Annotated in this window: 26 protein-coding genes; 17 read left to right on the forward strand and 9 right to left on the reverse strand. The window is 57.0% G+C overall.

The features are described from left to right. The first annotated feature begins 19 nt into the window (after positions 1–19). The gene (locus M3A44_01095) at positions 20–2,680 is read left to right on the forward strand and encodes a hypothetical protein (protein MEQ6340265.1); all 2,661 of its coding nucleotides are present in this window, start codon (positions 20–22) and stop codon (positions 2,678–2,680) included. Positions 2,681–2,768: 88 nt separating this feature from the next. Here M3A44_01095 and M3A44_01100 read toward each other — a convergent pair whose 3' ends face one another. The 7 genes from M3A44_01100 to M3A44_01130 all read right to left on the reverse strand — a co-directional run bounded on the left by M3A44_01100 (position 2,769) and on the right by M3A44_01130 (position 7,842). Further along, the gene (locus tag M3A44_01100; protein MEQ6340266.1) at positions 2,769–3,218 is read right to left on the reverse strand and encodes a DUF4124 domain-containing protein; all 450 of its coding nucleotides are present in this window, start codon (positions 3,216–3,218) and stop codon (positions 2,769–2,771) included. Between the two features lie 86 nt (positions 3,219–3,304). Continuing rightward, positions 3,305–3,577 (reverse strand): DUF4124 domain-containing protein, encoded by a 273-nt coding sequence (locus tag M3A44_01105; GenBank protein ID MEQ6340267.1) that lies wholly within the window; start codon positions 3,575–3,577, stop codon positions 3,305–3,307. Between the two features lie 94 nt (positions 3,578–3,671). Continuing rightward, positions 3,672–4,139, reverse strand: coding sequence for a helix-hairpin-helix domain-containing protein (locus M3A44_01110; protein ID MEQ6340268.1), 468 nt, complete (start codon positions 4,137–4,139; stop codon positions 3,672–3,674). A gap of 134 nt (positions 4,140–4,273) precedes the next feature. Then, complete coding sequence (locus M3A44_01115) at positions 4,274–5,614, reverse strand: ammonium transporter (protein MEQ6340269.1); 1,341 nt, start codon at positions 5,612–5,614, stop codon at positions 4,274–4,276. A 23-nt stretch (positions 5,615–5,637) separates the two neighbouring features. After that, on the reverse strand, positions 5,638–5,976 hold the full coding sequence (gene glnK, locus M3A44_01120) for a P-II family nitrogen regulator (protein ID MEQ6340270.1): 339 nt from the start codon (positions 5,974–5,976) through the stop codon (positions 5,638–5,640). 54 nt (positions 5,977–6,030) lie between these two features. Continuing rightward, on the reverse strand, positions 6,031–7,152 hold the full coding sequence (locus M3A44_01125) for a porin (protein MEQ6340271.1): 1,122 nt from the start codon (positions 7,150–7,152) through the stop codon (positions 6,031–6,033). A 243-nt stretch (positions 7,153–7,395) separates the two neighbouring features. Further along, positions 7,396–7,842 carry a VOC family protein gene (locus M3A44_01130; GenBank protein MEQ6340272.1) on the reverse strand — a complete coding sequence of 149 codons (447 nt, stop codon included), beginning with the start codon at positions 7,840–7,842 and terminating at the stop codon, positions 7,396–7,398. Positions 7,843–8,096: 254 nt separating this feature from the next. Between M3A44_01130 and M3A44_01135 the strand changes: the two genes are divergently transcribed. The 11 genes from M3A44_01135 (at position 8,097) to M3A44_01185 (ending at position 15,869) form a co-directional block, all read left to right on the forward strand. After that, positions 8,097–10,907, forward strand: coding sequence for a CsoS2 family carboxysome shell protein (locus M3A44_01135; protein MEQ6340273.1), 2,811 nt, complete (start codon positions 8,097–8,099; stop codon positions 10,905–10,907). 24 nt (positions 10,908–10,931) lie between these two features. Next, positions 10,932–12,551: a carboxysome shell carbonic anhydrase gene (locus M3A44_01140; protein MEQ6340274.1), complete on the forward strand. Its 1,620-nt coding sequence runs from the start codon at positions 10,932–10,934 to the stop codon at positions 12,549–12,551. A gap of 17 nt (positions 12,552–12,568) precedes the next feature. Continuing rightward, positions 12,569–12,817, forward strand: coding sequence for a carboxysome peptide A (locus M3A44_01145; protein MEQ6340275.1), 249 nt, complete (start codon positions 12,569–12,571; stop codon positions 12,815–12,817). Between the two features lie 3 nt (positions 12,818–12,820). Then, entirely contained in the window at positions 12,821–13,105 is a 285-nt protein-coding gene (locus M3A44_01150; GenBank protein ID MEQ6340276.1) for a carboxysome peptide B, read from the forward strand. Between the two features lie 56 nt (positions 13,106–13,161). After that, positions 13,162–13,461, forward strand: a complete 300-nt coding sequence (locus tag M3A44_01155; protein MEQ6340277.1) for a BMC domain-containing protein — start codon at positions 13,162–13,164, stop codon at positions 13,459–13,461. Positions 13,462–13,511: 50 nt separating this feature from the next. Continuing rightward, a complete protein-coding gene (locus tag M3A44_01160; protein ID MEQ6340278.1) occupies positions 13,512–13,802 on the forward strand; it encodes a BMC domain-containing protein in 291 nt (96 codons plus the stop codon). A gap of 39 nt (positions 13,803–13,841) precedes the next feature. Beyond that, positions 13,842–14,180: a BMC domain-containing protein gene (locus tag M3A44_01165; GenBank protein ID MEQ6340279.1), complete on the forward strand. Its 339-nt coding sequence runs from the start codon at positions 13,842–13,844 to the stop codon at positions 14,178–14,180. 129 nt (positions 14,181–14,309) lie between these two features. Further along, complete coding sequence (locus M3A44_01170; protein ID MEQ6340280.1) at positions 14,310–14,744, forward strand: bacterioferritin; 435 nt, start codon at positions 14,310–14,312, stop codon at positions 14,742–14,744. Between the two features lie 4 nt (positions 14,745–14,748). Next, positions 14,749–15,036: a 4a-hydroxytetrahydrobiopterin dehydratase gene (locus tag M3A44_01175; protein ID MEQ6340281.1), complete on the forward strand. Its 288-nt coding sequence runs from the start codon at positions 14,749–14,751 to the stop codon at positions 15,034–15,036. 9 nt (positions 15,037–15,045) lie between these two features. Next, complete coding sequence (locus M3A44_01180; GenBank protein ID MEQ6340282.1) at positions 15,046–15,684, forward strand: AAA family ATPase; 639 nt, start codon at positions 15,046–15,048, stop codon at positions 15,682–15,684. Next, positions 15,681–15,869 (forward strand): histone H1 protein, encoded by a 189-nt coding sequence (locus M3A44_01185; GenBank protein MEQ6340283.1) that lies wholly within the window; start codon positions 15,681–15,683, stop codon positions 15,867–15,869. Before M3A44_01180 ends, M3A44_01185 begins: the two co-directional genes overlap by 4 nt. Before the next feature lie 178 nt (positions 15,870–16,047). Here M3A44_01185 and M3A44_01190 read toward each other — a convergent pair whose 3' ends face one another. Next, positions 16,048–17,025, reverse strand: coding sequence for a LysR substrate-binding domain-containing protein (locus tag M3A44_01190; protein MEQ6340284.1), 978 nt, complete (start codon positions 17,023–17,025; stop codon positions 16,048–16,050). A gap of 168 nt (positions 17,026–17,193) precedes the next feature. Between M3A44_01190 and M3A44_01195 the strand changes: the two genes are divergently transcribed. The 3 genes from M3A44_01195 (at position 17,194) to M3A44_01205 (ending at position 21,107) form a co-directional block, all read left to right on the forward strand. Next, positions 17,194–19,458 carry a SulP family inorganic anion transporter gene (locus M3A44_01195; protein MEQ6340285.1) on the forward strand — a complete coding sequence of 755 codons (2,265 nt, stop codon included), beginning with the start codon at positions 17,194–17,196 and terminating at the stop codon, positions 19,456–19,458. A gap of 307 nt (positions 19,459–19,765) precedes the next feature. Further along, positions 19,766–20,758 carry a sodium-dependent bicarbonate transport family permease gene (locus tag M3A44_01200; protein ID MEQ6340286.1) on the forward strand — a complete coding sequence of 331 codons (993 nt, stop codon included), beginning with the start codon at positions 19,766–19,768 and terminating at the stop codon, positions 20,756–20,758. Between the two features lie 25 nt (positions 20,759–20,783). After that, positions 20,784–21,107, forward strand: coding sequence for a transcriptional regulator (locus tag M3A44_01205; protein MEQ6340287.1), 324 nt, complete (start codon positions 20,784–20,786; stop codon positions 21,105–21,107). Positions 21,108–21,126: 19 nt separating this feature from the next. Here M3A44_01205 and M3A44_01210 read toward each other — a convergent pair whose 3' ends face one another. Next, entirely contained in the window at positions 21,127–22,095 is a 969-nt protein-coding gene (locus M3A44_01210; GenBank protein MEQ6340288.1) for a LysR family transcriptional regulator, read from the reverse strand. Positions 22,096–22,320: 225 nt separating this feature from the next. Here M3A44_01210 and M3A44_01215 point away from each other — a divergent pair, with 225 nt between their 5' ends. Beyond that, positions 22,321–23,745 carry a form I ribulose bisphosphate carboxylase large subunit gene (locus M3A44_01215; protein ID MEQ6340289.1) on the forward strand — a complete coding sequence of 475 codons (1,425 nt, stop codon included), beginning with the start codon at positions 22,321–22,323 and terminating at the stop codon, positions 23,743–23,745. A gap of 57 nt (positions 23,746–23,802) precedes the next feature. Continuing rightward, a complete protein-coding gene (locus M3A44_01220; GenBank protein ID MEQ6340290.1) occupies positions 23,803–24,159 on the forward strand; it encodes a ribulose bisphosphate carboxylase small subunit in 357 nt (118 codons plus the stop codon). Positions 24,160–24,182 lie beyond the last annotated feature (23 nt).

Raw genomic sequence — 24,182 nt, forward strand, 5'->3', positions numbered from 1 at the left:
GTGAGGAGTACCCCCCGCCATGCGTAACCGGAAAAATCCGATTTTATGCCGTATTGGCCTGGTTTTTTGCGCCGTGGCGGGCTTTTTCTCCGTTCCGCAGGCGAGCGCGGAAAGCTACACCATCACCGATCTGGGCGCCAACGTGTTTCCCAACGGCATCAGCAACAATGGCATCATTGCTGGCGTTGACAAAAACAAGTCGCCATTTTCTGCCGTTGCGGGCAAGGCCGGTGCGCTTGCACCGATATCGCCGTCCACGTTTGAGGGTAGTGCCAGCGCCGTCAACAGCGCGGGGCTGGTGGTAGGTTACAACTTTCTTGATTCAACACAAAAGCGCGCGTTCCTGTGGCAGGAGGGAAAGGGCCTTAACAATTTTGACGCTAACGCCGTTGAGGCATTCGGCGTTAATGAGCTTGATCAACTAGTCGGGTCAATGTTGGTAAACGGGCAACGCCGCGGGTTTATTTATAACTACAAAACCGGGCGGATGCGCCAGATCACAACCCTGGTGAGTGAGCACTGGATCAGCGCTATTAATAGTGCCGGGTCACTGGCGGGCAGCGCGTTTGATGATAATGGTATCCAGCTTGCCTTTTATACCAATGCAGCAGGAACGGATCGACGGAATTTCGGAACCCTCAAGGGATTGGGTTTCACCTCCAGCCATGCGGCTTCCATTAACGATGCCAATCAGGTGGTTGGCTGGGCGTTTTCAGTGCCGCTGCCTTCCAGCAGATGGCGCGCTTTCGTCTGGGCGCCCGGCAGTGGCGACATGCAGGATCTCGGTGTGATCGGTGGCGATAAAGGCAGCGCCGCCAATAGCATCAATAACGCCGGCCATGTCGTGGGTTACTCCGCCCGCTCCGATACCGAGGGCGATACACGCGCCTTTTTCAATGACAGGAAGAGTGGCGGCGTCGCCGCGATTGCGGGCGCGCTTAATTCTCCCACCAACCCGACCACTGTCACCGCTCTTTATCTGGGTACCTCCAATGGTGTGTTCAAAAGCACGGATGGTGGTGAGAGCATCGTAGCGAAAAATAGCGGATTGACCAGCCTCAACGTGACCGCACTGGCCCTTGGCGCTACTGCTGATATTGTGTACGCAGGCACTTCAGGGGGCGTGTTCAAAAGCGACAATGGCGGCGAGAGCTGGGTTGCCCTCAGTAATGGCTTGTCTGCACCAAATACCCAGTCACCCCCTGTGCAGGTGATACAGGCAATAAATGCGTTAGCCATTGCGAACCCTTCGACCCTCTTTGCAGGAACGCCGAATGGCGTGTATGTAACCAGCGATGGCGGTGTGAGCTGGAGCGCCATCAACAATGGGTTTACCAATATACCCGCCATCAACGATCTGAAAGTCAGCGGCTCTACACTGTATGCCGCGACCTCCGCCGGTCTGTTCAAGGGCGACGGAAGCGCTGCCTGGACACTAATCACCCTTGAAGGGTACACCGAAAACACCGTCGCCACGGTAGCCGTCGATCCCACTACCACGCCTGCCACCCTCTATGCGGGGACGCCCCTCAGAGGGGTTTTTAAAGGTGCTGTTGGCGGCACATCCTTAAGCGCTGCCAATTCCGGACTCACAAGCCTCAATATCCGAAAATTGGTCACTAATCCCACTGGAGGAGCTGTCTATGCCGCCACCACGGGTGGGGTCTTCAAAAGCACAGATAGCGGGGCGACGTGGGCAGCCATGCCTGACACTGGCCTGACCAACAAGGATATACCCTCGCTGGCAGTAGCACCGCTCTCACCGAATCCTGCGATCTACGCCGGCACCCAGAGCGGCATGTTCAGATTCACCGAAACCGGCACAAGCTGGTTATTAACCAACAACATGCAAGACCTCAACGGCCTCATCCCTGCTGCTGATAGTGCGAACTGGAAGCTGCACAACGCCACGGCCATCAACAATGCCGGGCAGATCGTGGGGTCGGGGGAGCTTAATGGGGTGCCCCACGGCTTTCTGCTCAACCCTGCCACGGGGGTGCCCACCGTGCGACTCTCCATCACAAAAACCATATCCCCCGGCCCTTATCAGCAATATGTTCCGGTCACATACACCCTTACAGTAACCAACAACAGCACTACCACCAAAGCCACGGGTGTGGTGGTAACCGACTGGCTGCCGGACAACGTCATTTTCCGTTCCACGCAGGCCACGCCATGCGACGCGTCAAACGATAATATCCTGACCTGCCAATTAGGCGATCTGGATGCCGGCAAAAGCGTGTCCGTCAGGGTTGTTGTTAGTCCAAATGGCCCGGATGTCACGTTTAACAACACCGCCCGCGTTATCGCCAACGAAGCCAATCCCGAGTTTTCCAGTATCAGCAACTCGTCGGTTGGCGCCTCGACCAACAAATGCTTCATCGCCACCGCCGCCTATGGCTCATTCCTCGATCCGCATGTCCAGGTGTTGCGTGATTTCAGGGACAAATACTTGCTGACCAATGCGCTGGGTCGAGACTTCGTTGCGTGGTATTACCGGAACTCTCCGCCGCTCGCGGCGTTTATCGCAAAGCATGAAGGCTTGAAGATGGCCGCACGGGCGGTGTTGACGCCCGTGGTGTATGCGGTGAAGTATCCCTGGCCTGCCTTGGGACTGTTTTTAGTGGGGGCGTCGGGCCTGTTGGTGGGTTGGAAGCGGCGGACCCTGCTGGCGGCATGACCTTAGGAGCCTCTGATTTATTTGAGGTTCCGTGCGGCGCATGGATGCGTCTCTGAAAAATACACGGATGGATTTTTCAGGGTTTCCCTTATGGGGCGCACCACTTCTCAACCTCGCCGCGCGTCTCTTCAATTAATTTGCTGCGTTCATCCTCATTGAGCAGGCGCTGTTCGCCATCATTGCCCTTGTCAGAGAGCAGCGCGGCGGCTGCGTATTTGCCTAGGCGCTCCTTTGCTCGCTCGCAATTTTGGGTGATCTGTTCCCGCGCCTCTTTGGCGCTGCTGATGGTGTCATCCTGTTTTTTCTGTGCCTCCGGCTTGGCCTTGGGCTGCTTGCTCATGGCTTCTCGCCGTTGCCGCAGGCCTTCATCCACAGGTGGCGCAGACTGTATGTTGAGCGGCTGCGCCTTATTGCTCTGAGGTTGATCGCCATAGTGTACTCGGCCCTGGGCATCGACCCATTTGTAAACACCATCAGCCTGCGCAGTTGCCCCACAAGCCAGCATCATCAGGCTTGCTGCTATCAAAGTGTATTTCATTGTGTTTCCCGGCATTGCCATAACCCTTAACCGGTAGCGGCATTTTATGGCCCACACTTGAGAGTGCTGCAAATGCGTCGATACGATCAGGTTCTTACCTTCTTGGCGTTGCTGATGATACCTTCCGGTTTTATCTGTGCTTTCGGATCGGCTTCGGGGACGGCTTCCCTCTGTTGCCGCAGGCCTTCATCCACAGGTGGCGCGGGTCGTATATTGAGCGGTTGCGCCGTATTGCTCTGAGGCCGATCACCATAGTGTATCCGGCCTTGCGCATCTGTCCATTTATAAACACCGTCAGCCTGCGCAGTCACCCCGCACGCCAGGATCATCATGCTTGCTGCTATCAAAGCGTGTTTCATTGTGTTGTCCGGCGTTGCCATAACCCTTAACCGGTAGCGGCATGGTATGGTCTACACTTGAGGGCACCGCAAATACATCGACGCGAGCAGGCTCCTACCTTACAGTCATTCTCGCCCGGTTGTTGTCGATAGTCTTGCTGCCGATGCCCTTGACCTGATCCAGGCCGTCAACGGATTTGAAGGGGCCATGCTGTTTGCGATAGGCGACGATGGCCTCCGCCTTCTGGAGGCCGATACCCAGCAGTGTGTCATCCAGGGTTTTGGCGTCGGCGGTGTTGATGTTGACTGCTCTCTGCGCAGCACCCGCTGTTTTTTGAGTGCCATTTTTCTCGGGCGCGCGTTCATCCGTCAGCGGTGCAGGTTCGGTTTTAAGCGGCGGTGAAGTGCCAGATAAAGGCGGAACATTGAGTTCCCGTGCCTTTGCCTTTTTGCTGCTTTCAGGGTCGTCACTGTAATGCGTCTGGCCTTGCGCATCGGTCCATTTATAAATGCCACTGCCCGCCCAGAGGGGAAGTGCCTGGGTGATTGTCAGCCAGAGGACCGCTGTTATAGCGTGTTTCATGGTTGGTTTTCGGTTTGTAGAGGGGAAAAAACAATTATAACAAATCGCACGAGTTGGGTATTGCTCACCCCGCACCAAAAAAAGCGGGCGCATTGCGCGCCCGCAGACACTCACCTACACATCGGAAAAAACATTTATAGGTTGTAGCCCCGCTCGTTGTGCTGGGTAAGATCCAGCCCTTCGGTTTCCTGTTCTTCACTTACGCGCAGCCCGATCACCGCATCCAGCACCTTGAGAATGATGAAGGTGACCACCGTGCAATACACTACGGTGATGGCGACGCCCTTGAATTGGATGAATAGCTGACTGGCGATATCCAGATCGGCTTTGGAGCCGCCCAAGCTGGCGGCGGCGAACACGCCGGTCAGCAGTGCGCCGACAATGCCACCGATAGCATGCACGCCGAAGGCATCCAGCGAATCGTCATAGCCGAAGGTGCGCTTGATCTTTGTGGAGGCGATGAAGCACAGCAAGCCTGCCGCCAAGCCAATCGCTAGCGCTCCGGTGGGGCCGACGAAGCCGGAGGCCGGGGTGATGGCGACCAGGCCTGCCACCGCGCCGGAGGCGATGCCCAGCACGCTGGGTTTGCCGTGTGTCAGCCACTCGCTCAGCATCCATGCCAGCGCGGCTGCGCCAGTGGCGATCTGGGTAACGAGCATGGCCATGCCCGCAGTACCATTGGCGCCGACCGCGCTGCCTGCGTTAAAGCCGAACCAACCCACCCACAGCAGTGAGGCGCCCACCAGGGTCATGGTGAGGTTGTGCGGGGGCATGGCAGTAGTCGGAAAGCCTTTACGCTTGCCCAGTACCAGCGCCGCTACCAGGCCTGCGATGCCGGCGTTGATGTGCACCACCGTACCGCCGGCGAAGTCCAGCACGCCCATATCCCAGAAGTAACCACCGTCGCCGCTCCATACCATATGGGCAATCGGCACATAAACGATGGTCACCCAGATGGCCATGAACCACAGCATGGCGGAAAATTTCATGCGCTCTGCAAACGCGCCTACGATCAGCGCGGGAGTAATGATGGCGAACGTCATCTGGAAGGTGATGAACACCGTTTCAGGCACGGTGAGGGTGAGGCTCTCCAGCGTTACGCCCGACAGGAACGCTTTGCTTAATCCTCCGATAAAGGAGTTGAGGTTAGTGACACCTTTTTCCATGCCGGTAACATCGAAGGCCATGCTGTAGCCATACATCATCCACAACACGGTGACCAGCGAGGTGATGGCGAAACATTGCATCATCACCGACAGCACGTTTTTGCTGCGCACCATGCCGGCATAGAACAATGCCAGGCCGGGAATGGTCATCAGCAATACCAGTGCGGTAGAGGTTAGCATCCATGCAGTGTCGCCGGTATTGGCGACGGGAGGTGCGGCCGCATCGGCGGCGGCCAAGGCGGGCAAAAACGCCGCAAAAAGTAACAACAGAGCAGACGTTGCGGTTTTATTGTTTGTGGTGCATATCATTTACGTCATTCCTCCACTGCATATTACAGGGCGTCTGGGCCGGACTCGCCGGTACGAATACGAATGGCCTGCTCCAGGTTGGACACGAAGATCTTGCCATCGCCGATCTTGCCGGTATTAGCGGCCTTGGTAATGGCCTCGATAACGCGGTCGAGAAGATCGGCACTCACAGCGACTTCGAGCTTCACTTTGGGCAAAAAATCCACCACATATTCCGCCCCACGGTAAAGTTCCGTGTGCCCCTTTTGCCGGCCAAATCCCTTGACCTCCGTGACGGTGATGCCCTGCACCCCCACCTCGGACAACGCCTCGCGTACGTCGTCGAGTTTGAAGGGTTTGATAATGGCTGTGACCAGTTTCATACGATGACCTCATTAAAAGGCAGGGGGCTACAAAGAACGCCCCCTGCATGGGAATTAAAACTTGTAGATGGCCTGCAGTGCGACGGAGGTTTGATTGTCCGTGGCTGTGCCGTCGCTCTTCAGGAAGCTCTTTTTGTCGGACTTGTCGGCGCGCACTTCTGCCCGCAGCTCCACGTTCTCTGTCGGAATGTGGGCCAGCGTCAGCGTGGCCTCGTCCCACTTCTGCGTGACGCCGGTGCGGTAGCCATTCTTATCGTCGAAGGTCTCGGCGCGCAGCGCCACGCGCCATGTATCGCTGAATTTATAATTGGCATAGCCGGCTACGCCCCACCATTTCGCCTTCTCGCCCAGTGTCACGGCATTTTCCTGGGTGGCATAGTCATAGTTGAGGATGAAGCTCAGGGCGTCGGTGGCATTCCAGGTGGCGACCAGATCGACCAGGTTGCGCATGCCAAGATCGCCCGTACCCATTGCGTTGTTGGCATATTCCCTGCCGCTGTGGAGCGAACCGGCCAGGAGTAATGGCTTGACGGGGGCTGCGGAAAAGCCGAGTTCCAGGGTCTTGTTCTGGTTATTGTCCTTCTGCGCATCCCAGCCGTTGTTGACGCCGGCCATCAGTGACAGCTTGTCGCTGACGGTGTAGGTCATCCGCGCGCCCGTGTGGGCGAAGGGGATGGCGTAGCCGAACAGGATGGAGCGCGAAAAGTTCAGATTGTTGGGGCTTTTGATTACCTCGGCACCCGCCATAGTGACAAATTTACCGGCAATCACCATCAGCGGGCCGCTGGCGTAATGGACGTAGGCCTGCTGTACTTCCCTGGTGTTGCCAGGGCCGGCGGCGGCGACCACGTCGGCATCTGGCCCGAAGTTGAGGTTGACCAATCCACCAAACCCGTTGGTAGGCAGCTTAGATACCGTCACATCGATCATTTGCAGGTTGAAGTTGTTGCGTGTGGTGTCGAAGACGCGATTGGCGACACCACTGTTAAATGCGCCCGTTCCCGACAGATAGGTATACGAAGTATCAATATACCCAGAGACATTGATCCCTGATGCCCCCATGATTTGCCCCAGACTAGGCACACCAGGCTTGTCCGGCATTTTTTCCTCTGCCGCAAATGCGGGAACGCTGGCGAGCAGGCTGATGGCGACGACAGTATTTTTAGCTTTGTTCATGATTTCTCCCCTCATTACTGACTGTTTCCGGGCAGGGCCGGGCTATGGTTTTTGTGAAAAATAACGGAAAAACTCCATTACGATCTGTACCCGCCTGATTATTAGCAGATCCCATGCCATTGTAATATTATTTATAATAAACAGTATGTTGAGAAATAAGTGCGGAGGGTCAAAAAAGTGGAATGCACCAATATGGGCGGTGCGGATGGGTGAATGCGCTAAAGTGGTGCGATTCAGGGCTGGTCAGTCGCCGCCAAGCAAGACATAGGCCGTGTCCCTGGCAAAGGGCGCCGCATTCTGCGCCCATTCCTCCTGCGGCACGTCCACGCCCAGCTCCACCACGTTGCCATCCGGGTCCTGGACATAAAACGAGCGCATTATAGTGTGGTCTACCGTGCCTAAGAGGGTGGCGCCGCTGGCCTGGCAACGCTTGTAAAGCTGCGCCAGCGCCTGTTCGTCGCTGACATCCACACAAAAGTGGAATAGCCCCGTGTGCTGCGGTTGTGGTGACGCCGCGTTCGCACCAATTTCCATCAACGCCAGATCGTGGTGATGCCCTCCTGCGCGGTAAAACCACATCCTGCCCCGCTCGCCGACGCGCTCCATGCCGAGGACTTCCCGGTAAAAGTGATCGGATACGTGCAGATTGCGCACCTTTAGAACAATATGATTGATACCGCGTAGTGTCATGAATTATCCTGATAGGAAAAGTGCTTGCCGAAACCTGGATGTTGCAGGGGCGGAAGCCTTTGATAAAGTTCGCATAGTGAAAAACCTATAAAAATAATATTTATTACTGATTGTTATTTATGTGTTCGCGGGCTGTATAGTCGTGCCATAGGTAAGGATATTTTCGAGAGCTTCACCGTGTCAACGCTGAACGGGGTGCGGAGATTGGTTTGATCTGCCGTGAGGTTAAATCCAGATTGGGTAGGTATGCAAGCATGAATAACACGACACACAACACACCAGCATCCGCGCAGTCCGGGCGAGACATCGCTCTGCAGCGTCGCCGCGCGTTATCGAGCAACGGCAAGGCAGGGTTGCCGGCAAGCCAATCCCCGGCAGCGGCGCGCAGCGCGCCTGCAAGGCCCACGGAAAAACCTGCTGAAGCCGCAGTTACGGCCGCGCCAATTACACAGGCCCCGGCAGCCCAGGCTTCATCGGCAGGCAGCATGAGCGGCAGCGAGCGCGCCCGCGCACGGCGCCAGGCGCTTGCGCAAAACGGCAAGGCCGGATTAAAGACGGTGGTGCAGCAGGGCAGAACCCGGCCCGCTGCGGCTCAGTCTGTACAAGCCCCGGCGGCTGCCGTGGAGGTGTTCGCTGAACCTTCCTCTCCTAAAAAAGAGGGTTGCGGTTGCGGCTGCAAACCTGGAGAAGCTCCTGTTCAGGCAGAGGCTCAGCTTGACCAGATATGTGAAATTGTAGAGGCGGACACGAGCGGAAGTCCTGGCCTGTCAACGGTGCGTGCCTTGTGTCTAACGCGTCGGCAGGCGCTGTCTACCCGTGGCAAGGCGGCACTGGGTAAAACAACTGGCGTGACCAGGGCGGAAGTGGTCAAAGGGCGTGAAGGCGCATGGAAAACTGCTGCGGCAAATGGGTTGTCGGGGCGCGATGTTGCGCGCGCACGCCGGGAAGAATTATGCAAGCTTGGCCGCGGCAGTCAGGCCGTTTGCCGTCCCTCGGGGCGGGTGCGCCCAGCCGCAGAATCGGCCGGTGTTCCGCCAAAGGTCGAGGAGACTTCAACGCTGCGCGGTCAAGCCATCAGTGGCACACGCGTGGAGCGTAGCACTAAGGTGACAGGCAATGAGCCGGGCAGTTGCCGCGCCATTACCGGCACCGAATATATCTCTCTGGATCAATACGAAGGGTTCTGCGGCACACGCCCGGCGGCGGGCGTCGCCAAGGTGGGCATGACCCGCACCGGGCGTGGCCAATCGGTCACGGGCGTGGAGGTGGGGCGCAGCATGAAGGTGACGGGCGATGAGCATGGTGCCTGCAAGTCAGTCACCGGCACGGAATACATCGGTGCCGAGCGCTTTGATGAATTTTGCGCTGAACGCCCGGCGGTTGGTCCCGCCAAGGTGAGTGCCGTGCAGACAGGGCGTGGACAGACTGTTACCGGTGCCGAGGTAGGCCGCAGTTTGAAGGTGACAGGAGACGAGACAGGTTCGTGCCGCGCCATTACGGGTGATGAATACCTGAATCCGAAGGCATCCGCAGTGCCGTGCGCGAGTGAAAGTGATGGCGGCGCCCCGAAGAAAGTAGGTGCTACGCGGACATCCCATGGGCTGGCCGTCTCAGGAACACAGGTGGGGCGTTCGGTGAAGGTCACCGGCGATGAGCATGGTGCATGCACGTCGGTGACGGGCACCGAGTATCTTGGAGTGGAGCAGTTCAAGTCTTTCTGTGCCGCCGAGCCTGTTGCTGGGCCGCGTAAGGTGCTGGAGATGGCGACGCTCGGCGGGCAGGCGCTTACGGGTGCAGCAGTCGGGCGCAGCGTAAGCGTGACGGGCGATGAGCCCGGCTCGTGCCGGCAGCTTACCGGCACTCAGTATTACACCCCCAATCAATCCGGGCGGTTATGTGCCGAGCCGGGCGCGCCTGCCAAAGTAGGATTGACGCACACCTTGAGCGAACGCGGGATAACAGGTACAGACGTGGATCGCAGCTCAAGAGTGACAGGTAACGAGTCCGGCGCATGCAAGCCCGTCACCGGTACGGAGTATGTTAGTGCAGAGCAGTATCAGACGTTGTGTGGCAGCAAGCCTGCTCCCAGCCCGGCAAAGGTGGGAGTTGCGCGCACCTGGCATCAGCAACAGGTGTCCGGCACTCAGGTGGGTCGCAGTGGCAGGGTGACGGGTGATGAGTATGGCGGTTGCAAGCCAATTACCGGCACGGAATATATTGGCCCCGACCAGTACGCCGCCTTTTGCCAGAGCGATGAAACGGCCGTCAGCCAGGAGCGTGTTCGGGCATTGCGCAGCACGCCGGGATCGGTGCTGACCGGCATCCAGCCGGGCATCAACGGCCGCATGACGGGCAGTGGGCGGGGCGTGTGCATGCCAGTGAGCGGCACCCCTTATGTGGGCGCGGATCAGTTTGCGGGGCAGTGCGATACGGCCGCTGCGTCTGTCATGGGCGCGCATCATCGGGTGTCCGGCCCGGCCGATGGCAGCGGTGCTCGTTCGCAGGTAACGCTCTCTGCCGCCAGGGCGAGCGCGTCAGCATCGTCACCGGTGCCGAGCACGGATTTTAGTGTCATTACCCCTGCGCGTAGCGCCCAGACGCGCCAAACCCAGCGCATTACCGGCACGGCCTATGCCAGCAGTGGGCGGGTCACCGGCCCGGTGACCCTGGCGGCGGGATTGATCTCCGGCACGCCGGAGTTTCGTTACACCGCCGACGAGGGCGCGGTCACCGCGCAGACATACTCAGCAGCTGGGACTGTGCCCGCCGCTTCCGCATCTGAACCCGAGCGCAAGCGCGTTACTGGTGAGGGGCGCGAGAATGGGCGTGCCATTACTGGCGATGATTGGCAGCGTGGCAGCCGGGTGACCGGCACCGAGGGATCCTGGGCCGCGCGGCGCAACATGACTCAGCGTGGCGAGTCGCGCGACAGGCCGGTAGCGGTGGGTGCGCGTAACTTCAAGGGCATGGAAAAACCGGAAGTGGCGCCAAGCCGCGTCACCGGCAGCAGCGGCAATACAGGCAGCGGTGCAGCCATCACGATTTCGGGTGGTGCGCGTGGGTAATTTGGATTGAATGGGTAAGTAGGAATGAGCGCCAGAAATCGTACATCGCATGGTAGGGGTGCCCAGCGTTCCGGCCCGTATGGCCTGGGCACGCGCCATGCGGCGATGCCGTATCGGCGCGCCGCTGCCACTCAGCCCGCGCCTGCCGCTGCAATTGCACATCCGGCGGCTACGATGGCGGCCTCACCAGTTAATCTGGCCTATGATGAGGTTGCTGGCAGCGAAAGAGGGAATGCGCCTCACCCCTTGTCCAATGCGGAAGAAAACCGGCGGTTGTTTGATTACGAGCGTTCGGTGAAGGACAAGTTTGCCGCGATTATTCCAGTGCTCAAGGAAATCGCGGCAATCCAGCACGAACCGGGTTTTGTCGAGCAAGCCCAGAATGTCGCCCATGCCCGGCTGGGTTTTGCGCTGCCATCAAGCACGCTTGAGGATGCTTGGGTAGAGCAACTGGACATGCGTTCCTTGTATGCGCACTGCGTGTTTCAGGCCTTTCATTGGGCGGCGGAACAGTTTTGCGATGAACAGGCGCGGCAGCAGGTGACGATGGAGCAGACACTGTGTTCCCTTTTTGACTGCGGCTTTCACGAGGTAGATTTTTCGCCGTGCGCGGACGGGCGGCTGAAGGGGCTGGTGACATTTGTGTTGCGTCTGCCTTATGGCGCCGTGCGCAGAAAGTCCTATGCCGGCGCGATGTTCGATGTGGAAGATAACGTCAGGCACTGGATGCACACCGAGTTTTACCGCTATCACGAGGGCAAACCGAGCCTGCCGGATGCCGGAACGCGTTATCTGAAGATCGCTGTGTATCACTGGAGCAGTTCTGATCCGGCGCATGAGGGTTGTGCCGCGCACGGCAGCAACGAGCGTGATGCCGCCGAGGCAGCGCTGAACCGGTTGATCGCCTTCCGTCAGGCGATAGAGAACAGTTTCTGCTGCGGCGCATCGGTTGATACCTTGCTGATCGGTGTTGACACCGACACCGACAGCATCAAGGTACACATCCCGGATGCGGATGGCGCGATGAGCCTGTTTCGTTATGTCGATAGTGCGGAACTGTATCGTCAGAGTACGGGGCTGGATGTAGGAGATGCGCATTTGTATGTGCATCAGGCGATTCAGGAGGCGACGCGCGCAGAGGGTTGGGCGCAAGGCAACGGTGCACCGCACGAAGGCATGTTGCGGCTGATCGCATCATTTCTCATTAACAACCTGTCGCAGATCGAATATGTGCGCCAGAACTACGGTGGGCGCTATGCAGACATCGGCCACAACGAATTGTTTATTAGTGTAGGCGAAGGCTTCGATGAGATTCAGATACGCAATCTTGCCTACTACGCTGCGACGTATACCGTTGAAGAGGGCGCCCCGGACCTTGATATCGGCGTGAAGATTTTCAAGAAATTGAACGTGACGCGTGGATTGCCCATCCCGATTATCATTCACTATCGCTATGACGGCCGGGTGCCGGGATCGAAACAGCGCATCATCGCGCAGTGCCGGCGGGTGAAGGCGGCGATTGAAGCGCGATACAGCGAGCTGAAGCAAAGAGGGCTGTTGGTATGCGCAATGGCGATGCAAGACAAGGTGCGAGGCAGCCGTATTGAGATGATCAATGATGAGGCGGCAGATAACGGTCATTAGATTTACTGGAGTGGAACATGAAGATTTGTCAGGTAGAAAAGACCTTGGTTTCCACAAATCGCATCAGAGAAATGGGGCACAAACCCCTGCTGGTGGTGAAAGAGAAGAGCGGTGGCCGCAGTGTCGCGGTAGATGCGGTAGGCTGCATTCCCGGTGATTGGGTGATTGTGGTGGGCAGTTCGGCGGCACGCGAGGCGGCGGGTAGCAAGGAGTATCCGAGCGACGCCACCATCGTCGGCATCATTGATCACTGGAAGGAAGAATGACCGATGGAGATCTTGCAGGTGGTTGATGAGCTGGTTGTAACCCGCCGCATCCCCGGCTTATACGGCGCCTCGCTGCGCATCATGCGCGACGCCAAAGGCAAGCTCAGCGTGGCGACTGATCCGGTTGGCGTGCCGCCAGGGAAATGGGTTTTCACCGCAAGCGGTTCGGCAGCGCGCTATGCCATGGGCAACTACAAGGTTCTTACTGATCTTGCGATTGGCGGGATTATAGACCAGTGGGATACGGAAGAAGCAGGTGACAGCCCGCCCGCGAAAAAGGTGGCATGAGTCAAGATTTTTTATGGGCGTGATTTTTTATTTTACGAGAAAGAGAGGTGGTGCAAATGGCAAATGAACGGTATGGAATTGCTTTGGGCATGATCGAAACGCGTGGCCTGGTGCCTGCCATTGAAGCGGCAGACGCCATGACCAAGGCAGCGGAAGTGCGTCTGATCGGGCGTCAGTTCGTCGGCGGCGGTTACGTCACCGTGCTGGTACGTGGTGAAACCGGCGCGGTCAACGCCGCTGTGCGAGCAGGTGCGGATGCCTGCGAGCGTGTTGGTGACGGCCTGGTGGCGGCGCACATCATCGCGCGCGTACACAGCGAGGTGGAAAACATCCTGCCGATGCGTCCTGGCGAATAATAGTTTTTAACTTTTTATTACTATCAAGGAATACGAAAATGGCTAACGAAGTGAATGGTATTGCATTGGGTATGATTGAGACGCGTGGTTTGGTGCCCGCCATCGAAGCGGCGGATGCCATGACCAAGGCGGCGGAAGTGCGTCTGATTGGGCGTCAGTTCGTGGGCGGCGGTTATGTCACCGTGCTGGTGCGCGGTGAGACCGGTGCCGTGAATGCGGCGGTGCGTGCCGGTGCGGATGCCTGCGAACGTGTTGGCGACGGGCTGGTGGCGGCGCACATCATCGCGCGCGTGCACAATGAAGTGGAAAATATTCTGCCCAGCAAGCCTACCGCGGCTTAATCTGAATTTTGGTATTTACTAAGTTAAGGGGTAAAAGAAATGGCTAATACTTTTCATGGTATTGCATTGGGTATGATTGAGACGCGTGGTTTGGTGCCCGCCATCGAAGCGGCGGATGCCATGACCAAGGCGGCGGAAGTGCGTCTGATCGGGCGTCAATTCGTGGGCGGCGGTTATGTCACCGTACTGGTACGCGGCGAAACGGGTGCGGTGAATGCGGCGGTGCGCGCCGGTGCGGATGCTTGCGAACGCGTCGGTGACGGGCTGGTGGCGGCGCACATCATCGCGCGCGTGCATAGCGAAGTGGAAAATATCCTGCCACAAACGCCGGATGGCGAAGGCGGGCGCGACGCGGAAATCACTCAAGTTCGTAGCTGATGGTGAGAAAAAAACGCCATGAGAAGGCATAACGCAATGCGTGCCGCCAGTGTGGGCGCACGGCAGCGTGCCGGATCATGGCGGCTGTTTTTGGCATGACATCGATAGCGCAAAGAGGCTGATTCCATGATGCCAAACCCGCGCCTGATAGGTTTTCTTAATCGTGCGCTAAACCATGAAATGGCGGCGGTGCAACAATATCTGATGCAGTCCAGGCTTGCCGCATTGTGGGGCATGGCTGATCTCAGTGAGCAATTCCGCCGCGATGTGGACGAGGAGCTGGCCCATGCCGAGCGTCTCATGGAGCGCATGCTGATTTACGGCGCCACCGCCAACGCCACCCAGCTCATCCCCGTCAGATTAGGCAGAACGCTGCCGGAGATATTCGATATCAATCGCGCCATCGAACTTGAGGCGGTGCGTTTGTACGAGGAAGCGGCAGGTTATTGCGAGCGCGCCCGTGATTTTGAAAATCATGATCTGTTTGCAGGTATACTGGAAGAAGAAATTGCACATCTCCGGCATATTGATAAACTGCAACAGTCATTGATGAAACAGGTGTAACGCCATGCACGACGAACACGCTCAAAATCCACTTTCAGCAGGATGGGAGCAGCGCGACAAGCCTGCCTCGCTTAGCCGCCGCCTGGCTTTTCCTTCCTATGCCGAGACTCGCCGCTTTCTGGATCGGCTGGCCGCGTTGTCCGAGCGCGAGGGCTATTACCCAAGCAGTAGTTTCGGCACCACCTATGTCAATATAACCATTGATGCGCGCGACGGAAAGGCCATCAGTCCCGCCGATATCGCATTTGCGCACGAGATTGATGGCTTCTGCGAAAACTCAGGCACGGCGTAAGGCTTGCATATGCCCACGCAGGTGTTTGCGATAGCGAATCAGAAGGGCGGCACGGGCAAGACCACGCTCACCATGAATCTGGCGGCCGGCCTGGCGCGCCGAGGCCGTACGCTAGTAGTGGACGCCGATCCGCAGGGGTCGGCCAGCCAGTGGGCGCGTCTGGCCCCGGATGAGCGTGCCTATCCTGCCACAGTGATAGCAGTAGCGGGTAGTTTGAGCCGGGAAATCGGGCGTTTCCGGCAGGATTATCAATATATCGTGGTGGATTGCCCGCCGACACTGGAGAGCGATGCCGTGCGGCTGGCGATGGTGGCGGCGGACAGGGTGCTGATCCCGGTGTTGCCATCACCCATGGATTTATGGGCGAGTGTGCGCATGGCCAAGGCGGTTGAAAACGCAAGGCAGGACAATCGCAATTTGCAGGCGAATTTGATCCTCAATCAACTTGAGGTGCGCAATGCGTTGTCGCGCTCCATGCGGCAGGCTCTCGCTGAATTTGACATACCGGCGCTGAACAACGCCGTGCAGCGCCGCGCCATCTATCGCAGCGCGGCGCTGGAAGGGGTGAGTGTGTATGATCTTGCAAGTCGCGGCAAACCCGCTGCCGCAGAAATTGACGCCATCATTGAGGAGATATTGGAGCTATGAAAAAACTGGAAACCAAGCTGGCCGCCGGCGTGCGCCAAGCAAAAAAAACACAGGAACCTGCCATGGCGCCTGCCTCGACTCCAGCTGCGGAACCACAGGCCAAACCTCAGAGCGGTCAGCCGCCTGTCCCGGTCCGGGATGATGCGAGACAAAATCTCCACCCCGAGCGGGTATGGCCGGACTGAGCGTTGCGCACCGTCCACGAAAGACACGAAAGGCACGAAAAAGCTTCATAGCACAATCCATTTGATTGTTACTTTCGGATGGCAACCGAATTTGACTGGTAAATCCAGGCGCATTCCAGCGCCAACGATCATCCTTATTTTTTCGTGCCTTTCGTGTCTTTCGTGGACGGCACTTGGCTCAAGCCTTCGGTAATGGCGCTCTAATTGCCTTTAGTATCTTCTCCGGCCAAACGATCCGGGGATCATTGAAGGGCGCCTCGGCGACCTGCCTTCCCTCGTTAAGCAGGTAATCATGGAATGCCTGCGCAACGACGGACAGCTTTTTATCGCCAGGATAAGCAATGTACCAATGGCGCAGGATGGGGAATCCCTCCACGTCGAGGATGGCGAACTCCCCGGAGATCCAGTCCAGTGCCAGGGTGTGTACCGACAGTGCCGCTATCCCAAGCCCGCCCGCGATGCCCTGCTTGATGGCCTCGTTGCTGCCCATCTCCATCCGTACCCTCAGCGATATGCCGTTTTCCTCGAAAAGTTTTTGCGTTGCCTGACGTATGCCCGAGCCGGGCTCACGCATGATAAACGGCTCCTCGGCAATGCGTTGCAAGGGAATGTTTTTCCTTTTTGCCAGGGGGTGGTCGGCACGTGCCACCACCACCAGCGGATTTTCCATGAAGGGCTGGAAGTTTGTTCCGAGATTTTCCGGTGGTTGGCCCAAGATGTAGAGATCATCCATGTTTTCGCTCAAACGCTCCAGAACACGCTCGCGGTTGGTGACCTTGAGAGAAATATCAACGCCTGGGTAACGCTGACAGAAAGGACCGAGCACGCGTGGCGCAAAATATTTTGCCGTGGTGATGACGGCAAGGCGCAATCGGCCTTTCTTTAACCCCTTGTGGTCGGCTATCGTCATCTCGAAGCGTTCGAGGCTGCCGAAAATTTCCTGGCAAGTGGTGTAGAGTTCGCGTCCCGCATCGGTAAGGTGGATGCGCTTGCCGATCTGCTCAAACAAGGGCAAGCCCACGATGTCGGTGAGCTGTTTGATCTGCATGGAAACGGTCGGCTGCGTCAGAAAAAGCTCTTCTGCTGCACGGGTAAAGCTGAGGTGGCGCGCGATGGTCTCGAAAACCTTGAGCTGGCGGAAAGTGGCGTGTCTCATTTAAGTTTGGCTCCTGAGAAAATACCTGCGTAATTATTATATGATAGACAAAATCCTATTAAGACAATCATAAAAATATAATTATATTTATCTATCCTTTGAAGGTATTCTCAACGGTACATAATTAGAGCCGCGTGCTGTGCATGACATACATTAGAGTGAACGGAGATGAGTGAGGCCGCGAACGAACCAACCGTCCAGCCACAAAACGGCATAAAAGGCTTGCGCCACTGGCGCTATGACATGCTTGCCGGCTTGCAAGTGGCCATGGTTTCGCTGCCTCTTTCCTTGGCCATTGCGATTGCGTCGGGCGCCCCGCCCGTCGCCGGGCTTATTTCCGCGATTATCGCAGGCTTGATCTTCCCGTTGCTGGGTGGCGCGTATGTGACGATCAGCGGGCCAGCGGCGGGTTTGGCCCCTGCATTATTGGCGGGTATGCTCACGCTGGGCAGTGGCGATCTGGCGGCGGGTTACCCGCTGTTGCTGGTCGCCATATGCCTGACGGGTATGTTGCAGGTTATCCTGAGCGCACTGAAAGCGGGCAAGTATGCCATTTTTCTGCCCGCCACGGTAGTAGAAGGGATGCTCGCGGCAATCGGGGTGATGATTATCATCAAGCAACTTCCCTTGCTGATCGGTGTCAAGGCCGCGCCGACCAAAAGCATCCTGGCGGCGATGGCCAATCTGCCCGGTTATTTTCTGCGTCTTGATGTGAAGGTGTTCCTGCTCGGCGGGATATGTCTGTTTTTGATGTTTTTCTTCAACCGCAGCAAAAGCCGTTGGCTTAAGCGGCTGCCCGCGCCGGTGCTGGTGGCGGGCGTTGGTATTGCCCTTGGCTATCTGTTTCAGTTCGAGCCAAATCAATTGATCAAGGTGCCAGACCAAATCCTCAATGGCGTCACCTTGCCGAATTTCGGCGGTGTCTGGGAGAGGCAGGAGCTGTGGTGGAGCGTCATCGTTATTGTGATTACGCTAACCCTTATTGATGGCATCGAGTCGCTTGCCACCATTGCGGCGGTGGACAAAATCGACCCGTTCCAAAGAAAATCGAACCCCAATGTCACGCTGCGCGCGATGGGCGTCTCCAATATGCTGTCCAGCCTGGCGGGTGGGCTGACTATTATTCCCGGTGGAGTAAAAAGCCGGGCGAACATTGACGCCGGTGGGCGCACCTTGTGGGCTAATGCCTACAACGCGGTATTTTTGCTGGTGTTTACCCTGCTGGGCACAGGCTTGATTAACCGTATTCCTCTGGCCACCCTGGCAGCGATCATCATCTACGTTGGATGGCGCTTGTGTCAGCCGGGTGTGTTTAGCAAAACTTATGGTATAGGCAAAGATCAGTTTGTCATTTTTGTGGGCACGATAACGGCCATTCTCGTGACGGATCTCCTGATGGGGATATTGCTCGGGGTGCTGGCGGAGTTCCTGTTGTTGCTCTACCTGTTGATGCCTTCCTTCAGGTACGTGCTCCGGGGGCATTTTACCTTTGGGCGTTCGTTTGAGTTTTTACGGGCTCATCTGTCCGGGCTGCTGAAAAGTCCCGTGATCAAGGTAAAGACCATTGAGCAGGTAGGCAAGGAAACCTGTGAAGTATCGCTCTCGTCGGTGGTCTGCTTTAACCTGCTGCACCTGGACAAGGTGCTCACGCTGCTCCCCAGGCATGCCGACGTGGCGCTGTTGGTCACCGAGTCGGGCAAGATTATTGACCACACCGCAATGGAATACTTGCACCATTTCCGCGAAGAATGTCTGCGCGAAGGGAGGTCATGCACTATCCAGGGGATAGAGAATTATTATCCGTTCTCGCAGCACTCCCTGTCCGCGCGCATGCCCGATGTCCAACTTATGCGGCAAGAAGAGACGTTGTCAGAGCGTCAACAGCAGATGAGCGAGATCGCCGGGCACTATGGCCTAGCGTTTTCGCCGGGCATTGAAACCACCTTGAATGCGCAAGATTTCGTCTACTTTCGGCGCGGCGACAACAAGCAAAAACGCAATGTCATGAGCGGCCTGTACAAAGGCCGCCAGGTCAAATTATTTGACTATAGCCATACCCGCGCGCCGGACTATTACTCGGAGCATCGCCACACGCTGATCATCGTCGGTCCGTTGGAGAAGGCGATGCCGGATTTCATCGTGGCGCCGGCGCACTACCTTGAACGCTATCTGGTCGGCTATCGGGAAGTGGCCGTTGATGAGCATCCGGAATTCTCCCAGATCTACCGTGTTTACACCAAGAATGACGCGGACATACGAGGCTGTCTGACTGATGAGGTGATTCAGTTCTTCATGGACAATCCGAAGTTTTACATGGAGGTGCGCGGCACGATGTGCTTGGCGTTCAGGCCCGATAAAGAGTTGGAGCAGGCCAGTACGATTCCGGTTTTATTCTCGTTTGCGGATTTATGCAATCCTAAAAACGGCGGTTGACCGCTTCTTTAAGCCGTTCGCAAGATGTTTTGCAGGCTCACCTTTCTGGTGGGGCCGCTACAGGGTGAATTGCGTGATTTTCAGTGCGCGTGGCAGTGTTGCAATCCCTTTATATGGAATAACCTTTCCGCGTCGTCGCGCCTTGCCCTGCACCCCGAAAACCGCATACCCCGCCCAACGGCCGCCTCCAGAATGATAGATATAAATCTATGAAAAAGTAATTTAAATCTTATTTTTATTTATCATTATTTCCGTGCATCATTAGCGTGACGCTTTCGCTAACGTATTAAAACTAGGCAGGTGTACGATGCTTTCCAATCTTCTCATTCCAGCAGTGTTATTTTTTGCGCTCGGATTTCTCGCGCAGGTGGTCCGTTCCGACCTTAAATTTCCCGCAGAGCTGGCCAAGGCGTTGTCCATTTACTTGTTGCTGGGTATTGGGCTGCATGGTGGTATTGAGCTGGGCAAGGCGGATTTCGGCGCGGCGGTCGATGCCGTGGTTGCCGCGCTTGCCTTGGGGTTTTTGCTGCCGTTGCTGGCCTACGCCATCCTGCGTTGGCTGGGGCGCATCGACCCCCTGAATTCATCGGCGATCGCCGCCCATTACGGCTCGGTCAGCGCGGGTACGTTTCTGACCGCCCTGGCATTCCTGGAAGTGCAGAACGTCGCCCATGAAACCTACCCGATCATCATGCTTGCCATCATGGAGTCCCCGGCGATTATCATTGGTCTGTTGCTGGCCAAGTTTTCGCGCACGGGTACGGAGGTGCAGCCAAATGAGGTGCAGGGTAATGGCGGTGGTCACTCGGTGATGAGTGAGCTTCTCCGGGATGCCTTTACCAACGGTAGCGTGATCCTCCTTCTCGGTGCAATCGTGGTGGGGGTGGTCGCCACGCCACCCAGCCTGCAAAAGATCATGCCGTTTTATGATCAGATATTCATGGGCGTGCTGTCGCTGTTTCTGCTGGAAATGGGTATGGAAGCGGCAAAACGCATCGGCGAGTTCCGTAAGGTAGGTATGTTTCTGGTAGGTTTTGGGATAATCATGCCGTTGATCGGCGGGGCCATTGGCCTGCTGGTGGGGCACGCCATTCTGGGGTTCAGCGTGGGCGGCGTCACTCTCGTTGCCGTGCTGGCTGCGAGCGCCTCCTACATTGCGGTGCCGCCCGCCATGAGATTGGCAATCCCCGAGGCCAATCCGTCCTTTTATCTGACATTGTCGCTGGGGGTGACTTTCCCGTTTAATGTCATTTTCGGGATTCCACTGTATTATGAATTGGCTCAATGGCTTGCCCGCTAACAGTATGGTACCCGGAGGTGTGAGTATGGTGAAATTAGTAGCAGAAAAATTGGTCCGTATCATTGCGACGGCGGAGCTTGAGACGCAATTTATCGAGCTATCGAAGCGTCATTCGGTGAGCGGGTATACAGTGGTGGATGCCCGCGGCGCTGGGGCTTCCGGTATTCAGCACGGGTTGATGGACATCGACAGCAATATCCTGTTTCTGATGGTCGTGCCCCCGGAGCGGCTTGACGAGGTCATGGAGGACTTGGCCAAGATCATCCGTCGTGGCCATCACCTGTTGGTGCTGGTCTCCGATACCGAGGTAATGCGCAGGAAGAAGGACTTACCTCCGGCTCAGCCTTGATATGCTGCCGCTACGGCGGTTACTTCGCGCCTTTGGTCTGTTTGCTACTGCTCGACACCTGCGCCGGAATTCCCCCGCCACGTATGCCCTCCAGCAACCCCTTGGCCTCGTTCAGAATAAACTCCTTGAACGCCTGGGCGACCGGGGAGAGGCGTTTGTCGCGCGGGTGGACCAGGTACCACTGGCGGATGATGGGGAGCGAGGCGACATCGAGAATGGCAAGGCGTTTGACCTCTATCTCCAGATTGATAGTATGAATCGAAACGATCCCCAGCCCCAGCCCGGCCTGTACCCCCTGCTTGATGGCCTCGCTACTGTCCATTTCCATGCCGCCGATCAGGTGGATGTTGTGTTCCGCAAAGAACCGCTCCATGGCGATACGTGTGCCGGAACCTTGCTCGCGCATCAGGAAGGTCTCGTGTTGCAGCCGTTCCAGCGGGATGTTGCGCTCTTGGCGCAGAGGGTGATTGTAGGGCGCGATCACCACCAGCGGGTTTTCCATAAACGGCTCGGCGATGATATCGTCCTGCTTGGGGGGCATGCCCATGATCATCATGTCCCGCTCGTTGGATGCAAGCTGGCGCAGCAGCGTCTCGCGGTTGGTGACATTCAGGCTGACTGTCGCCCCGTCAAAACGCTTGCTGAAAATGGAAAGCAGATAAGGGGCAAAGTGTTTGGCAGTGCTGACCACCGAGATGTTGAGCCGGCCGCGTGTTACTCCTTTGAGTTCCGACAGCACCGCCTCGGCCTCGGCCAGTTGCTGCGTGATAAGGCGGCTGTAGTGATGAAGCTCGCGTCCCGCCTCGGTCAGAAAAATACGCTTGCCGATCTGTTCAAACAGCGGCAAGCCGACATTGTCTTCCAGTTGCTTGATTTGCATAGAGACCGCCGGTTGCGTCAAATGCAGATCCCCGGCGGCGCGCGTATAGCTGGAATGGCGCGCGACGGCCTCGAATACCCTGAGCTGGCGAAGCGTGATATTCTTCATCATAATAATGTCGTGCCTCAACATATAGATAAGAATATCTTATGCTGATAATAAAAAATACTGAATATTATTTATGATTAAAAGTAGGCATAGTAATGCCCACTAAGGTAGTGTTGATATCCCGGCTTGCCAGAGATACCTTACCGGCCCCGCTCTGGATAGTTTGCGTGCGGCCCTTTAACTGAATAAACTAAAGTATTTTTCATCCCTCAGAAGGAGTCACCTATGGCAGTTGCAAAGAAATACAGCGCCGGCGTTAAAGAGTACCGTCAAACGTACTGGATGCCGGAATACACCCCCCTGGACACCGATATCCTGGCCTGTTTCAAGATCACCCCGCAGCCTGGCGTGGATCGTGAAGAGGCTGCCGCTGCCGTGGCTGCTGAATCTTCTACCGGCACCTGGACCACGGTATGGACCGACTTGCTGACCGACATGGATTACTACAAGGGCCGCGCTTACCGCATCGAAGACGTGCCTGGCGACGATACCTGCTATTACGCCTTTATCGCCTACCCCATCGACCTCTTCGAAGAAGGCTCCGTGGTCAACGTATTCACCTCGCTGGTGGGTAACGTGTTCGGCTTCAAGGCCGTGCGTGCGTTGCGTTTGGAAGACGTGCGCTTCCCCATTGCCTACGTCAAGACCTGCGGCGGCCCGCCCATGGGTATCCAGGTAGAGCGCGACATCATGAACAAGTATGGCCGTCCTTTGCTGGGTTGCACCATCAAACCCAAGCTCGGCCTGTCCGCCAAGAACTACGGCCGCGCTGTGTACGAATGTCTGCGCGGTGGTCTGGATTTCACCAAAGACGACGAGAACATCAACAGCCAGCCGTTCATGCGCTGGAGGCAGCGTTTTGACTTCGTGCAAGAAGCTACCATCAAGGCAGAGCGTGAGACTGGCGAGCGTAAAGGCCACTACCTGAACGTAACGGCCCCGACTCCAGAAGAGATGTACAAGCGTGCCGAGCACGCCAAAGACATCGGCGCGCCTATCATCATGCACGACTACATCACTGGCGGTTTCTGCGCCAACACGGGTCTGGCCAACTGGTGCCGTGACAACGGCATGTTGCTGCACATCCATCGCGCCATGCACGCCGTGCTTGATCGTAACCCGCACCACGGTATTCACTTCCGCGTGTTGGCCAAGATCCTGCGCCTGTCCGGCGGTGACCATCTGCACACCGGCACCGTGGTTGGTAAGCTTGAAGGCGACCGCGAAGCGACCCTGGGCTGGATTGACCTTCTGCGTGAGTCTTTCATTCCTGAAGACCGTTCGCGCGGCATTTTCTTCGATCAGGACTGGGGCTCCATGCCCGGCGTGTTCGCCGTGGCTTCGGGCGGTATCCACGTCTGGCACATGCCTGCGCTGGTTAGCATCTTTGGCGATGACTCCGTGCTGCAGTTCGGCGGCGGCACCTTGGGCCATCCTTGGGGCAACGCGGCGGGCGCAGCAGCAAACCGCGTAGCACTGGAAGCCTGCGTGAAGGCACGTAACGAAGGTGTTGAGATCGAGAAGGCTGGTAAGGAAATCCTGGCCAAGGCCGCTCAGAGCAGCCCCGAACTTAAGATCGCCATGGAAACATGGAAAGAGATCAAGTTCGAGTTCGACACCGTCGACAAGCTGGATGTGGCACACAAATAAACCTGAAGCAATGTAGGGTGCGTAACGCACCCTACCACACACAGAGGAATTGAAAAAATGAGCGAAATGCAAGATTACAAATCGCGTTTGAGTGATCCCGCCAGCCGCAAGTTCGAGACCTTCTCCTACCTGCCCGCGATGACGCAGGATGACATCCGCAAGCAGGTGGAATACCTCGTCAAGAAGGGCTGGAACCCGGCCGTTGAGCACGTCGAGCCAGAACACCTGATGGACGATTACTGGTATATGTGGAAGCTGCCGATGTTTGGTGAGACCGATGTCAGCAAGATTCTGGCCGAAGTCGAAGCTTGCCGTCGGGCCAACCCCGATAACCACATCCGCCTGATTGGGTATGACAATTTTGCCCAGTCCCAGGGTGCTGCCATGGTTGTCTACCGCGGTAAGACGGTTTAAATCTGCGAGGGCGGTGAACCCGC

The sequence above is a fragment of the Gammaproteobacteria bacterium genome (genome assembly GCA_040183005.1).
GTDB lineage: Bacteria > Pseudomonadota > Gammaproteobacteria.

What these genes read in the sequence shown, in the direction of transcription:
- M3A44_01095 (MEQ6340265.1), top strand. Translation starts at nt 20, where the DNA reads ATGCGTAACCGGAAAAATCCGATTTTATGCCGTATTGGCCTGGTTTTT.
- M3A44_01100 (MEQ6340266.1), bottom strand. Translation starts at nt 3,218, where the DNA reads ATGAAATACACTTTGATAGCAGCAAGCCTGATGATGCTGGCTTGTGGG.
- M3A44_01105 (MEQ6340267.1), bottom strand. Translation starts at nt 3,577, where the DNA reads ATGAAACACGCTTTGATAGCAGCAAGCATGATGATCCTGGCGTGCGGG.
- M3A44_01110 (MEQ6340268.1), bottom strand. Translation starts at nt 4,139, where the DNA reads ATGAAACACGCTATAACAGCGGTCCTCTGGCTGACAATCACCCAGGCA.
- M3A44_01115 (MEQ6340269.1), bottom strand. Translation starts at nt 5,614, where the DNA reads ATGATATGCACCACAAACAATAAAACCGCAACGTCTGCTCTGTTGTTA.
- glnK (MEQ6340270.1), bottom strand. Translation starts at nt 5,976, where the DNA reads ATGAAACTGGTCACAGCCATTATCAAACCCTTCAAACTCGACGACGTA.
- M3A44_01125 (MEQ6340271.1), bottom strand. Translation starts at nt 7,152, where the DNA reads ATGAACAAAGCTAAAAATACTGTCGTCGCCATCAGCCTGCTCGCCAGC.
- M3A44_01130 (MEQ6340272.1), bottom strand. Translation starts at nt 7,842, where the DNA reads ATGACACTACGCGGTATCAATCATATTGTTCTAAAGGTGCGCAATCTG.
- M3A44_01135 (MEQ6340273.1), top strand. Translation starts at nt 8,097, where the DNA reads ATGAATAACACGACACACAACACACCAGCATCCGCGCAGTCCGGGCGA.
- M3A44_01140 (MEQ6340274.1), top strand. Translation starts at nt 10,932, where the DNA reads ATGAGCGCCAGAAATCGTACATCGCATGGTAGGGGTGCCCAGCGTTCC.
- M3A44_01145 (MEQ6340275.1), top strand. Translation starts at nt 12,569, where the DNA reads ATGAAGATTTGTCAGGTAGAAAAGACCTTGGTTTCCACAAATCGCATC.
- M3A44_01150 (MEQ6340276.1), top strand. Translation starts at nt 12,821, where the DNA reads ATGGAGATCTTGCAGGTGGTTGATGAGCTGGTTGTAACCCGCCGCATC.
- M3A44_01155 (MEQ6340277.1), top strand. Translation starts at nt 13,162, where the DNA reads ATGGCAAATGAACGGTATGGAATTGCTTTGGGCATGATCGAAACGCGT.
- M3A44_01165 (MEQ6340279.1), top strand. Translation starts at nt 13,842, where the DNA reads ATGGCTAATACTTTTCATGGTATTGCATTGGGTATGATTGAGACGCGT.
- M3A44_01170 (MEQ6340280.1), top strand. Translation starts at nt 14,310, where the DNA reads ATGCCAAACCCGCGCCTGATAGGTTTTCTTAATCGTGCGCTAAACCAT.
- M3A44_01175 (MEQ6340281.1), top strand. Translation starts at nt 14,749, where the DNA reads ATGCACGACGAACACGCTCAAAATCCACTTTCAGCAGGATGGGAGCAG.
- M3A44_01180 (MEQ6340282.1), top strand. Translation starts at nt 15,046, where the DNA reads ATGCCCACGCAGGTGTTTGCGATAGCGAATCAGAAGGGCGGCACGGGC.
- M3A44_01185 (MEQ6340283.1), top strand. Translation starts at nt 15,681, where the DNA reads ATGAAAAAACTGGAAACCAAGCTGGCCGCCGGCGTGCGCCAAGCAAAA.
- M3A44_01190 (MEQ6340284.1), bottom strand. Translation starts at nt 17,025, where the DNA reads ATGAGACACGCCACTTTCCGCCAGCTCAAGGTTTTCGAGACCATCGCG.
- M3A44_01195 (MEQ6340285.1), top strand. Translation starts at nt 17,194, where the DNA reads ATGAGTGAGGCCGCGAACGAACCAACCGTCCAGCCACAAAACGGCATA.
- M3A44_01200 (MEQ6340286.1), top strand. Translation starts at nt 19,766, where the DNA reads ATGCTTTCCAATCTTCTCATTCCAGCAGTGTTATTTTTTGCGCTCGGA.
- M3A44_01205 (MEQ6340287.1), top strand. Translation starts at nt 20,784, where the DNA reads ATGGTGAAATTAGTAGCAGAAAAATTGGTCCGTATCATTGCGACGGCG.
- M3A44_01210 (MEQ6340288.1), bottom strand. Translation starts at nt 22,095, where the DNA reads ATGAAGAATATCACGCTTCGCCAGCTCAGGGTATTCGAGGCCGTCGCG.
- M3A44_01215 (MEQ6340289.1), top strand. Translation starts at nt 22,321, where the DNA reads ATGGCAGTTGCAAAGAAATACAGCGCCGGCGTTAAAGAGTACCGTCAA.
- M3A44_01220 (MEQ6340290.1), top strand. Translation starts at nt 23,803, where the DNA reads ATGAGCGAAATGCAAGATTACAAATCGCGTTTGAGTGATCCCGCCAGC.